Source organism: Bacillus sp. OV166 (genome assembly GCF_900177675.1).
Classification (GTDB): Bacteria; Bacillota; Bacilli; order Bacillales; family Cytobacillaceae; genus Neobacillus.
The window spans coordinates 2,418,413-2,430,796 of the sequence record NZ_FXWM01000001.1; the positions used below are offsets into that span (position 1 = coordinate 2,418,413).

Genomic DNA, 12,384 nt, shown 5'->3' on the forward strand with positions numbered 1-12,384 from the left:
ATCGGTGAAATATCAACTTTTTCATGGGAAGTCGGAGGACTGGTAGTATGCCTTACGTACAAGTAGAAGACTTGAGTATCCATTATGAAATAGAAGGAAATGGAGAACCATTAGTATTGCTGCATGGTATGAGCAATAATTCACAGTCGTGGAAGGAACAAATACAGGACTTAAAAAAGCATTACACAGTTATTGCCTGGGATGCACCGGGTTATGGGAAAAGTTCAGATCCAACTGAAGAATTTAGATATTTTAAAGAGTTTGCACATATTCTAAAAGGCATGCTGGATCAGCTGAAGTTGGAAAAGATCTATCTTCTCGGGCATTCAATGGGAGCAGCAATTGCAATAGAGTTTTGTAGACTTTACGCTCATAAGGTTCAAAAGCTTATAATAGCTGATCCAACAAGAGGAGCTGCTGCTCTGGATCCAGAAGAGAACGAGCTGAAATTAAAAAATCGATTATTTTCTATTGAAAATCTGTCTCCTGAGGAGATAGCGGAAAAAAGGATCAATGCCTTGCTATCTCCCTATGCTTCAAAAGAAGTATATCAGCGGGTAAAAGAGATTATGACACAGGTTAGACCGGCAGGATATCGTTCAGTAGCATATTCACTTTATTATCAAAATCAAATGAAGGTGTTATCTCAGTTAGATGTTCCTGTTCTTGTTATTTGTGGTGAGTTGGATTCTGTTACTCCTGTAAAGGAATCGAAAGCGATTCATGAAGAATTGATAAACTCCCAGCTCGTTATTATTCCAGAAGGCGGTCATTTGTGTTATCAAGAAAATCCTGAAAAGTTTAATTCAAGCATCATAGAATTTCTTAACAAAGAGGAAGGTGCTTGTTTTGTCAATGATTAATACCATTCAATCAAATGTACGAATTGAAAAAGACTTTTTAGGTGAAAGAGAACTGCCTATTAATGCGTATTACGGTGTTCAAACAGTAAGGGCTATGGAAAATTTCCCGATTACGGGCTATCGCATTCATGAAGAATTGATTAAAGCGTTGGCCATCGTTAAAAAAGCAGCAGCACTTGCAAATATGGATGTGAAATGTTTATATGAGGGACTTGGACAAGTGATTGTTCAAGCAACAGATGAAATCATCGAAGGAAAATGGCATGACCAATTTATGGTGGACCCGATTCAGGGCGGTGCTGGTACATCCATGAATATGAATGCCAACGAAGTCATTGCGAACCGCGCCCTTGAGCTGCTTGGTAAAGAAAAAGGCTCCTATTTTGAGTTAAGTCCAAATAGTCATGTCAATATGTCACAATCAACGAATGATGTGTTTCCAACCGCCATTCATATCGCAACCCTTCATTTGGTTGGAAAATTGTTAGACACGATGCAATATATGCTGGAAGTGTTTAAGAAAAAAGCACAGCAATTTGATCATGTCATTAAAATGGGGCGTACACATCTTCAAGACGCGGTACCGATCCGTCTTGGGCAAGAGTTTGAAGCATATAGCCGAGTGTTGGAGCGTGATATTAAACGTATTCAACAATCACGCCAGCATTTATATGAAGTCAATATGGGTGCGACAGCCGTTGGCACAGGCTTAAATGCAGACCCTCGCTATATTGAAAACGTGGTCAAACATTTGGCAGACATTAGCGGCCTTCCACTTATAGGCGCTGAGCATCTTGTTGATGCAACACAAAATACGGATGCGTATACAGAAGTATCTGCTGCCTTGAAAGTATGCATGATGAACATGTCGAAAATCGCCAATGATTTACGATTAATGGCCTCAGGCCCTCGTGCGGGACTTGCGGAAATTAGCTTGCCGTCCCGTCAGCCCGGCTCATCCATTATGCCGGGAAAAGTCAATCCGGTTATGCCCGAAATGATTAACCAAGTAGCGTTCCAAGTTATCGGCAATGACCATACGATCTGCCTGGCATCTGAAGCGGGCCAGCTTGAATTGAACGTGATGGAGCCTGTGCTTGTGTTCAACTTACTTCAATCCATCAGCATCATGAATAATGCCTTCCGCGCATTCACCGACTACTGTCTTGCAGGCATTGAAGCAAATGAAGACCGTTTAAAAGAATATGTAGAAAAAAGCGCAGGGATTATTACAGCTGTAAATCCGCATATTGGATACGAGGTGGCAGCACGTATAGCACGAGAAGCCATTTTAAATGGAAAATCAGTACGTGAGCTTTGCCTGCAAAATGATGTATTAACAGAAGAAGAATTAGACCTAATATTAGATCCTTATGAAATGACACACCCCGGCATTGCAGGAGCAGTTCTTTTTAATAGAGAGTAAAAATATTAAATTATTGTTGTTTCATAGGAGGAACTTCCAAATTTTTATTAGGAGTACCACACATCCATCTATGTGCCATAGGGGTGTCTCATAAGCAAACTAATTACGTTGATGTGACGTGTCTTTAAGTAAAAATATTGTCAATAAGAGAATGGTGGCGTTGGAAATAATTCCAGGCCACTATTTTTTATATGACGGGCGTTAGCGTTCGATAAAAAAGAGCTCATCTCGATATTGATATTACTGGAGAAAAGTACCTTAAGCACCTTTAATAGTCAAAAAATAGATGCATTATTAAATTTTATTCATTTTATTGTTTATATGTAATTGACGAAATGTAATCTATATGTGTAAAATACATATATAGTAATTTTGTTGAGGTATAGTCATGACGAACTCTAAAAATGAAAATAATGTTACTCCATCTAAGAACTTTATCCTTCCATTTATATAATTGCTTCTTAGTAGGATGTCACTTCATGGCTATGAACTAAACTCAAAAGCTTCAAGCTTTTGGTTTTCACACGCTTGACCAAGGAAATTTGTATCGTTTATTGAGACAACTAGAGAATGACAATCTTGTGTAATCTGAGTGGCATACAAATGGAAGCGGTCCTGCCAAAAGATGTTATTCAATAACTGATGTTGGTAAAGCGTACTTAAAGAGTCATGCTAGACAACTCGAGCTATACCAATCCATGCTCGATCAATTTTTTAAAATGTATTTTAGTTTTCTTGAGCTCTACATACCTCCGTTTTATAGGGAGGATAAAATAGAGAAATTTACAAAGTAAATGAGGAGGAACGAAGATGGTCCAAAAGATGATTCATCAAAAAGAAGAAGTCCTAAAAAAGGAAGTTAAAAAAGTGGAGGTTCCGAAAGCTGAGATTCAAAAAGTAGAGGAGCAAAATGAACCAAGCTATGTTACGGATTCATTTATTGAAACATTTTGGGATCAAATTGAAGGTGCCGTATCTCGTACAAGAGATTATAGAGAACAACGCCAAGAACTTTACTTACAGGCTATAAAAGAAACTACAAAGTTCAATGGAGTATACCTCAAAACGTTAAAGGGTCTTTTTGAGCAAACAACAAAATTAAATGGCGATTTGCGTAAAGGATTATTCCAAAACAACATTTTTAAAACAAATGAATCGACTCATGAAGTGACTGAATCTTTAAAAAGTCATGTTAGTGAAGCAGCTAGTAAATTAGAGGAGCTTTCTTTAACTCCAATTAACTCAGCCTTTGATTTAATTGAAAGAACTGAGAAACTTTTTGAACAAAATAGCGAGGCATTTATTGACTATACAAATGAAGCACTGAATGCTTGGGAAGCTGTCACAGACAACTATTTAAAACAGGCTAGAAAAACTCATCAAAATATTGCCCATCGATTGGAAGATAGCGTGCGTGTACTTGTTGCTCCAAGTAAATAATGTACATATTTAAAGGAAAACACATTCTTAATCGGATGAGCCCTTCTTTGTTAATAAATATCCTATATCGTACAAAAAAAGCAGCCTTACCTTCACGGCACGCTGCTTTTTTAATTTTGTTACAACTGAGTATTCCCTCTTCATATTCTTACTTGAAAGAAGGTATTTGAGTAAAGTGGAGTGAGACAAGTATGCATAACCTTAGCACTGAACAATTGCTAGAAGCATTTAATTCTGCTATTAAGTTAAATCTTTGCAAAGACTTTATTCTGCTATTGGCTAATGAGTTAAACACACGATTTATTAATGAATCACCCATAAATGATTATAGAAAAATTTTAAATCAGTATATTAAATCAGATTAGAATTTGAATATAGTAAAATATTTTTTTTCGTAGATAAGAGTAATGTTTTTTAATCATAGATTACTTGCACCCTATGAAGAATCTTTAGACTTACAGATAAATTTATTTATTCTTTATTCAGAGATCTTCCAAGAATAAGTTGGGTTTTACCGTTTAGAATTAAAATTCAGCATTCTATTAAAGTGGAGGAAGTTATATGAATGAACAAGAAAAAACTATATTTATGAGTGAACAAGAAAAAACTTTACTATTTAAAACTTCTATCATTTTAAGAAAAGATACAAGCACTATGAGTTTAAACGATATTATAGAAGAACTTGTTAATGTTATAGAATCAAAAAAAAGATGACAGATGGCCAAATCAAGAATAGAAATTGAGCAAGCGAGACTATTAACCTTACAATTGAAATGAAGCAATATTAGGTTATAACAGACCCATCAATTTAAACTTGGATGGGTATTTTTCGTTATCTAGGATTTGAATTTTCGTAGTTAATTGGAAGAACTCTTTCCCAAACATGCTCAAGTTTGTTTAGGAGAAGAGGAGCAGGTTCGTATCTCCCGTTAACCTATATATTACATCCCCGAATATCAACAATAAATTTGTAAACATTCCAAGTAAAATTTAGATTTTTCTGAAAACGGCTTGTCATAGGACCGAATATACCAAAATGACACATACTCATTAGCTAACTCAAATGTTTTATAACGCGCTGAAAAGCTCATCTTCAAAGAGTCAGTTAGGACATTAATCATGGCCAGCCCGCCCAGCATTTTAATGAAGGAAGGACTTAAAAATTTGCCGTGAATAAATTATAACTTTTATCATCAACTTAAGAAATAAACAAATTAGAGAAGTAGGTGTAATAGGTGTCGCGGAACTTCTATCAGTGCTTCACCATAATTTCTTTAGGCATGGTTTTTTTACTAATGATGTCATCATGCAGTCATTCACAAAGAAAAAGTGGTAGTCCAAATAGTGTTCGAGAAAATACGAACAGTATCGAAAAGCCATCGCCAGAGAAAATGCAGGATTTTCATCTAGGTTATTCAGAAACGGACGACCGGAGAGTTCAGGTACATAATATTAATAAAATTCCTCGTGAAGTTTTAGGCTTTTACACAGAACAGGAAGGCAGTTTTCCCGGTTCTCAGCCTACATTTAACTCGCAATTCAACAATATAAGCATCATTGCACCCTTTTGGTACAAGCTTGATGATAAACGTCCAGGCAGTCTGATAGATTCCGTTACAGCAGCTCATAAGAAAAAGGTTATTCTAAGCGCTCATGAAAAACAGGTGAAGGTATATCTTGTTGTTCACAACCTCTTTTATGAAACCACGGAGAAGGGCAAGCAAGTAGCGAGTAATGTACTCGATAACGATAAAAACCGAAGTGTTTTCATTCAAAATTTACGAAATGAAATAAAACAGTTCAGTTATGACGGAATTAATATAGACATGGAAAATTTGTATTTGACAGACCGAGATTCTTTTAGTCTAATGATTAAAAAATTGTCTGATACACTGCATCGTGATGGAAAAGTAGTGACGGTTTCCGTCCCGGCAAACACAGGTGATTCGCGTGCTAATCCCTGGTCACCGTGGTTTGATTACCCAAAACTTGGTCTATTTGCAGATCGGGTAATGATTATGACCTACGATGAACACAACGCAAACACAACACCCGGGTCAACGGCGTCGGCTGATTGGACAGAAGCAACGATTCGTTATGCTTTGAAGAAAGGAGTCCCAAAATCAAAAATTTTACTCGGTATCGCTGGTTATGGATGGGACTGGGACAAAACAGCTAAAAAAGCTTTATATAGCTCCTATGCACTGTTAATGGAGCATAAAACAAAATATAAAGCTGAAATTTTGTGGGACCCTCGTACGCAAACACCTCATTACAATTATGTAGATGAAAAAAACCATATCCACGAGGCTTGGTTTGAGAATAGTGACAGTCTGCGGTCTAAACTAAACCTTGTAGAAAAATATAACTTACAAGGAATCGGCATTTGGCGACTCGGCTTAGAAGACCCTATGTACTGGAAGGCCATACCCGAGACAATAAAAGTAAAAAAATAATGATCTATGAATGAATTTTCCCTACAGAAAGTAAGACATATAAAAAAGCAGATCCAATGGATCTGCTCAGATTGTCGAGAAAGGTTCATTTTCTCGGCAATTTTTCATTTTGTCTGATCCAAAATCCCGATTTTTTTATTGATTATCCCTGCTAACTGGCCTGGAGCGCAAATCAACAGACAAGTTGAAAATCCTATATATTAAAATTATTTTAACAAAGGTCCTATATTACTATTAAAATAGTAGCTGAAGTAGAAAGAAATGGTAAATATGGCTTTCGAAGTTTTTTCGTAATCGGGATACTATAAAGATATAATTACAGCATATTAATGTCCAAATGAATACTATTTATCAATATAAAGGTAGGATGTAAAAGAAAATATTGATACCACTGGATGAAGTAAGTTCTTAAAAGGGAGTGATAGTAAAATGCTTTATATAAGGAACATTGAAAAGATCATAAATGATACATTAGATAAGCATAATTTAAATATTGACTATGAATTTAACAATAATCTCACTGTACCGATGAGTTATAACGTATCGACAAATACTATAAAATTTAATTATCTACAAGTTAACGGTTATATCAACAAAATTAGAATTAAAGAGATAGATGAAAACTTTGTTAGAATTATTCTTTATCATGTGATTGGGTATTACTTGGATTTTAAAAAAAACAAACATGATCTTAGGATTCTAATGTATGGTGAAGATGAAGAAATAGAGAAGCTTAAATCTGAAATTGAAACGAATGCTTGGGAATACGGGAGAACATTGGTACCGGAACAACTGTTACAGTCATATGATAAAGTACGTGAATTAGATAAAACTTTAATAAAGGGCCAATTAACCAATATGTAATCATCATTTTTACTTATGGGGTTTTGTCAGGAAAACTTAATTTTCGTCGTTAATCAACTATCTTAGCAGTTTAAAATATATAACTCGTGAGGTGGAAAAAAATGAAGGCGGATGCAGTTTTTGAAGGTGGTGGGGCTAGGGGAATTGCTTTTATTGGAGCGATTCAAGCAATGGAAGAGGAAAAAGTAGAATGGCAAAGATTAGCTGGAACATCAGCAGGAGCTGTAATCGCTGCTCTTTTGGCAAGCGGCTACAAAAGCTATGAAATTAGAGATCATTTGAGCAAACTAGATTTTTCAAAGCTACGAGGTAGAACGTACTTGAATCGAATTCCGATTTTTGGTACCTTATTAGAACTAATGATTCATCTTGGAATTTATAAAAACGATTACTTGGAAATCTGGATGGATTCACTTCTTATAGAAAAAGGAATTAAGACATTTGCGGATCTACCAGCGGAAAAATTGAAAATAATCGCTTCTGATGTTACGAATGGCCAAATGCTTGTTTTGCCAGATGATTTGGATCGGTATGGGATGACTCCTGCTGATTTTAAGGTTTCAACCGCAGTTATGATGAGTGCCTCTCTCCCATTTTTCTTCCGTCCGGTTATTTGGAAATCAAAAGACCGTAAAAAGTCCTACATTTTAGACGGTGGGTTACTAAGTAACTTTCCAATATGGATATTTGATACGGACAATCCTCGGTTTCCAACGTTCGGCTTCCGTTTTGTGAAAGATAAAGTTAACATAGATCCCGTAATACCAACGCCCCTCCACCTTTTTAAAAATATATTTAAAACGATGATTCAGGCCCATGATCTACGATATTTGAACAAAGAGACGATTGAACGTACCATTCAAATTCCAACTGGTGACATCAACGCTACTGATTTTGAATTGGATACGGCTGAAATCGATTTTCTCTATATGTCAGGCTATTCTTCTACAAAAGAATTTTTATCGAAGTGGGATTTTGAACAATATAAGGTTAAAAGAATGCAAAGATTAAAGAATAAGTAGCTGAAAAGGCCTTTTCTCGAACTTTATTTAGAAAATAGATTAAAAGTGAATGTAATCAGGTGCACAATAGCAAGAGCACCTAATAGATTCGTACCGATATAGAGTAGAAGGTCCATTAGTTTCCTCCTCAATTTTTTACACTTCAATACTTAAGTCATTATAAACAAGGTATATTGAAAAAGTTGTCGATATTCCTCATTTTAAATGAACTGTTAACTTCTTTTAATAAAAGAAAAAAATTTTCATTGTTTGACTTATGTTTGTAAAAAAAGCCATGCTATTCTAAGCACGGCTTTTCTCATTTCCACCATTTCCACCATTTCCTTTGCTCAGCGACTGCGATTTGCTTTCTGGTTTCTTCCTCAATCATTTTACTTCGTTCCTTTTCCAATTGCTCCATACGTTCAACATACTTCAAAATTAGATTAATCTTTTCTTCTAGCTGAGCTTCTCGTACTGCCTTCTCCTTCAAATGTTTGATTAAATCTAAGTTTACTTGCTCCAAATGTTCTATACGATCCAATAACTCATTAGTGTTAGTATTCTGCTCAGTATCGCCATCATTAGTTGTCTGTAACGGCACTTCTTCCAAAAGTGTTACCGTTTTATTTTCTTCAGAGATCCATGTCATCACAGCTTCGGCTGAATGGTCCATCGTCATACCTTCTTGCATACTGAATTCGATTAATTTACGGAATGTGAGAACATCTTTTTCAAAATAGGTTCTATGTCCTCTGTTATTACGCTGAACTTGATACCCATGTCCTTCCAAGAGAGTGGCATACTTCCGTAATGTATTGCCATCAATTCCAAGCAATTCCTGTACGTTACTAGGTGAATATATTATCGTCATAACACTACACCTCCAATTTAACACTTCTATAAAACGCTGAGAATTCCTTTTTTTATTAGAATTTTTTCTGAATGAAGTATAGGTAATGCACTATATGGAAGGAAATGGCTATAAAAGTGATGAAGAAAGGAGATTAATAGATTTAATTGAAATTGTTGGAATTTCAAACAGCATGTCATTGGTCATAAGAAGCAAATAAGAAGAATAAACATCAAAATAGTGTGGGGATTTCTTATTGGGGAGGAATAAACATGAATGATGTCCTTGAAAGAACAGCAAGATTTGAACATCGTTTTTGGTTACAAATATTAGGTGATCATTCGCGGTTTATTTATGAAGCTCTTGCACCCGTTCAAAAAGAGGAAATTGAAAAGGCATCATCTTTTATTCGAGTTTTTGACAAGCTTCTGGATCGTGCAAATTCCTCAGATTTAGTGACATTAACAATCGAAGCTGAAACAGAGGTTATAAGATTACGGGAATTTAAAATGGACTTATTAAGAAAACATCTGATTGGGAAAATAAAAATTCACCTTTCGCCAACCTTCATCAATCATATGGTCAATGAATTAGAGGAATACTTAAGAATTTTAATACACCTAAAAGCAGGGGAAGTTCCTCCTGTTTACCATGAACTACATCATCATCTTTTATGGTTATTAGATGCTGCGGGTCATTCAGAGGCAATTTCCTCTAATTTAGATAGTGTTGAAAAGAAACTCATTGAGAAAAGTAATACATTTAGGAAGAACTTTGAAGATTTTTACCTGAAATCAGTTGAACTAGCAGGATATTTAAGAACTAATTTGAACTCGTTCCCTGCTTTGTTAAAATTGAATTCAGACAGCCAGTTAGAAATAAAATTATTTCAAAATTTTCTACATGAAATAGAAGAACTCAGACTAAGTAAGCATGCATTAGGAACATTCGCCCCCCTAATGGCGGATCATATGTACCGTGAAGAATGTTATTATCTTATGAAATTAGCAGAATCGGCAAATCTTGACTCACCCAATTGTGATCCTGCAAAACCTCGACGTATGGAGTGAGTTCACAAATCTGCCAAATATAATAACTAATAAAAGGTGAGGGGGAGTTTAAGCAAACACCCCATTTTGCTGTTATGGAGATATTTGGATAATATAAAAAAACTTCCTAATTTTCCAAGAACATTGGACAGGGTTATTTCCATATTCTATTGTATCAATACTTGAGGGTGTTCATTATGAGAATCAAAAGGGAAATACAAACCCAACCACAAACCATGATTGGTCAAGCATGGACCGGTAGACATGTGATCTTGCTTCACTGTACAAATAATAATCAATTTATTAATCTTTATAAAAGTTTCCATGCTCCGATTGAGCCTCCACGTCACAATTGTGCTGAAACTTTGTCGCAATTACTAAGTATCGGCTATCGTATAATCGCGATTACGCCCATCTCAGCAAATCATATTCAATATTTTTTGGTACTAGGAGATTAAGGATGCAGAATCAACGATTGAGATATAAATGAACCCAATCCTTTGCAGTGGGTTCATTTTTTGTTTCTCCATGAATCTAGATTCTCTGAAATTAATTATTGACAAAGTGATTGAATACTACTAAAATTAGAAATTATTTAACAATAATTTAGTTTATGAGATAAGATGTAATAATGCATAACTTTTTTTAGCGGGGGATTTTGAACCATTTGTTCTTCTACATAAATTAAATACTAAGCAAGCTATGATTGCTATGGGTCAAACTATAGCAGGAGCAGCTTCTGGAGAGACCGCAGGAAATATGCGGCGCCGAAGGGTTCACAATCTCAGGCAAAAGGACAGAAGAGTACGAGTTTTATTTGTTATTCTGACAAAAGAGTAATGGATATTATTTGTTATTCTTATGACCGATGAGATTGGAGAAATTCCAATCTCTTTTTTTATGGTGTTTAACCCATTGTTCATATCTTCACATAGTGGACAAAGGAAATTATTACTAAATGAGGGGGCAAAAGAAGTGGCGCAACAAGAATTAAAAAGAGATTTAAAAAATCGGCACGTACAACTGATTGCGATTGGAGGTACGATTGGTACAGGTTTATTCCTAGGTTCAGGGAAAGCCATTCAGTTAGCAGGTCCATCTATCATTTTTGCCTACTTAATTGTGGGTATCGCATGTTTTTTTGTAATGAGGGCATTAGGAGAACTTCTTTTATCAAATAAGGGCTATCAATCATTTACGGACTTCGCCGAGGATTATATTGGACCGTGGGCTGGTTATGTAACTGGATGGACCTATTGGTTTTGTTGGATTATGACAGCAATGGCTGATATTATTGCTGTTGGTGTATACGTGCAATATTGGTTCGATATCCCACAATGGATGCCTGCTATTGTCTGTTTAATTCTATTATTGGGACTAAATTTATTAACAGTAAAGCTATTTGGAGAATTAGAGTTTTGGTTTGCTTTAATCAAAGTGATCACCATTCTTGCTTTAATCATCATAGGGGTCATTTTGTTAATTATTGGATTTCAAACAGATTCAGGAACGGTTACAGTAAAAAATCTATGGAGCCATGGTGGTCTTTTCCCAAATGGATTATCAGGTTTCTTACTTTCTTTTCAAATGGTTGTCTTTGCATTTGTAGGTGTTGAATTAGTAGGTGTATCAGCAGCCGAAACATCCAATCCACAAAAAAATATCCCATCTGCAATAAATAAAATACCTTTAAGAATACTGTTTTTCTATGTGGGAGCCCTTATTATCCTTTTATGCATCAATCCATGGACGCAACTGAATGCAGCAAACAGTCCTTTTGTAAAAACGTTCAGTTTAGTTGGTATTCCGATTGCTGCAGGAATTATTAATTTTGTCGTCTTAACATCTGCTGCGTCTGCCTGTAACAGTGGATTGTTTTCAACGAGCCGCATATTATTTAATTTAAGTAATCATCAACAGGGACCCGCGAATTTTGCTAAATTAAATAAAAATCATGTACCGAGTAACGCATTATTTATATCTGCACTTGTTCTATCCGTCGGAGCTCTTTTAAGTAAGCTGATTCCAGAACAAGCCTTTGGTATCGTGACAACGATTAGTGCGATTTGTTTTATTTGGGTTTGGAGCATTATCTTAATTTGTCATCTGCGATATAAGAAATCACGCCCAGATTTACATGAAAAGTCGATTTTTAAAGCACCATTTACCCCATTTATTAATTATCTTGTTCTCACGTTATTTGCATTTATTCTCATTATTATGCTATTTGCAGAATCAACTCGTGTCGCTTTATTAATGACACCATTATGGTTCATTCTTTTATTCATAGTGTATTCATTTAAAAGGACAAAGGGAAAAAATATTAGAATATCTGCGTAAAGTAGAATTCTTGCAATATAATAAAAATATTGTCACATGAAATGTATCGTGTTACTATTAGATGAAATTATATTCCTTTAATTTGGTCCAGA

Annotated in this window: 12 protein-coding genes and 1 riboswitch; of the genes, 11 read left to right on the forward strand and 1 reads right to left on the reverse strand. The window is 35.3% G+C overall.

What is annotated here, in order from left to right; translation table 11 throughout:
• The first annotated feature begins 47 nt into the window (after positions 1 to 47).
• From CCK98_RS11520 to CCK98_RS11555, 8 genes are all read left to right on the forward strand, one after another.
• The gene (locus CCK98_RS11520; protein WP_088086712.1) at positions 48 to 863 is read left to right on the forward strand and encodes an alpha/beta fold hydrolase; all 816 of its coding nucleotides are present in this window, start codon (positions 48 to 50) and stop codon (positions 861 to 863) included.
• Complete coding sequence (gene aspA / locus CCK98_RS11525) at positions 856 to 2,289, forward strand: aspartate ammonia-lyase (RefSeq protein WP_088090371.1); 1,434 nt, start codon at positions 856 to 858, stop codon at positions 2,287 to 2,289. The genes CCK98_RS11520 and aspA overlap by 8 nt, the downstream gene beginning before the upstream one ends.
• Positions 2,290 to 3,099: 810 nt before the next feature.
• Complete coding sequence (locus CCK98_RS11535; RefSeq protein WP_088086713.1) at positions 3,100 to 3,729, forward strand: hypothetical protein; 630 nt, start codon at positions 3,100 to 3,102, stop codon at positions 3,727 to 3,729.
• Between the two features lie 191 nt (positions 3,730 to 3,920).
• On the forward strand, positions 3,921 to 4,094 hold the full coding sequence (sda, locus tag CCK98_RS11540; RefSeq protein ID WP_088086714.1) for a sporulation histidine kinase inhibitor Sda: 174 nt from the start codon (positions 3,921 to 3,923) through the stop codon (positions 4,092 to 4,094).
• 196 nt (positions 4,095 to 4,290) lie between these two features.
• A complete protein-coding gene (locus tag CCK98_RS35260) occupies positions 4,291 to 4,443 on the forward strand; it encodes a hypothetical protein (RefSeq protein ID WP_179195768.1) in 153 nt (50 codons plus the stop codon).
• 581 nt (positions 4,444 to 5,024) lie between these two features.
• Positions 5,025 to 6,185 (forward strand): glycosyl hydrolase family 18 protein, encoded by a 1,161-nt coding sequence (locus tag CCK98_RS11545; RefSeq protein WP_256942322.1) that lies wholly within the window; start codon positions 5,025 to 5,027, stop codon positions 6,183 to 6,185.
• A gap of 429 nt (positions 6,186 to 6,614) precedes the next feature.
• Positions 6,615 to 7,049, forward strand: a complete 435-nt coding sequence (locus CCK98_RS11550; RefSeq protein WP_088086715.1) for a hypothetical protein — start codon at positions 6,615 to 6,617, stop codon at positions 7,047 to 7,049.
• A gap of 101 nt (positions 7,050 to 7,150) precedes the next feature.
• On the forward strand, positions 7,151 to 8,071 hold the full coding sequence (locus CCK98_RS11555; RefSeq protein ID WP_088086716.1) for a patatin-like phospholipase family protein: 921 nt from the start codon (positions 7,151 to 7,153) through the stop codon (positions 8,069 to 8,071).
• A gap of 298 nt (positions 8,072 to 8,369) precedes the next feature.
• On the opposite strand, the gene CCK98_RS11560 is transcribed toward CCK98_RS11555, so the two are convergent.
• Positions 8,370 to 8,924: a MerR family transcriptional regulator gene (locus tag CCK98_RS11560; RefSeq protein ID WP_088086717.1), complete on the reverse strand. Its 555-nt coding sequence runs from the start codon at positions 8,922 to 8,924 to the stop codon at positions 8,370 to 8,372.
• Positions 8,925 to 9,175: 251 nt separating this feature from the next.
• Here CCK98_RS11560 and CCK98_RS11565 point away from each other — a divergent pair, with 251 nt between their 5' ends.
• The 3 genes from CCK98_RS11565 (at position 9,176) to CCK98_RS11575 (ending at position 12,292) form a co-directional block, all read left to right on the forward strand.
• The gene (locus CCK98_RS11565) at positions 9,176 to 9,973 is read left to right on the forward strand and encodes a DUF2935 domain-containing protein (RefSeq protein ID WP_088086718.1); all 798 of its coding nucleotides are present in this window, start codon (positions 9,176 to 9,178) and stop codon (positions 9,971 to 9,973) included.
• A gap of 176 nt (positions 9,974 to 10,149) precedes the next feature.
• On the forward strand, positions 10,150 to 10,410 hold the full coding sequence (locus CCK98_RS11570; RefSeq protein WP_088086719.1) for a hypothetical protein: 261 nt from the start codon (positions 10,150 to 10,152) through the stop codon (positions 10,408 to 10,410).
• Positions 10,411 to 10,681: 271 nt separating this feature from the next.
• A riboswitch (glycine riboswitch) is annotated at positions 10,682 to 10,762 on the forward strand.
• A 165-nt stretch (positions 10,763 to 10,927) separates the two neighbouring features.
• Positions 10,928 to 12,292, forward strand: coding sequence for an amino acid permease (locus CCK98_RS11575; RefSeq protein ID WP_088090373.1), 1,365 nt, complete (start codon positions 10,928 to 10,930; stop codon positions 12,290 to 12,292).
• Positions 12,293 to 12,384: the final 92 nt, after the last annotated feature.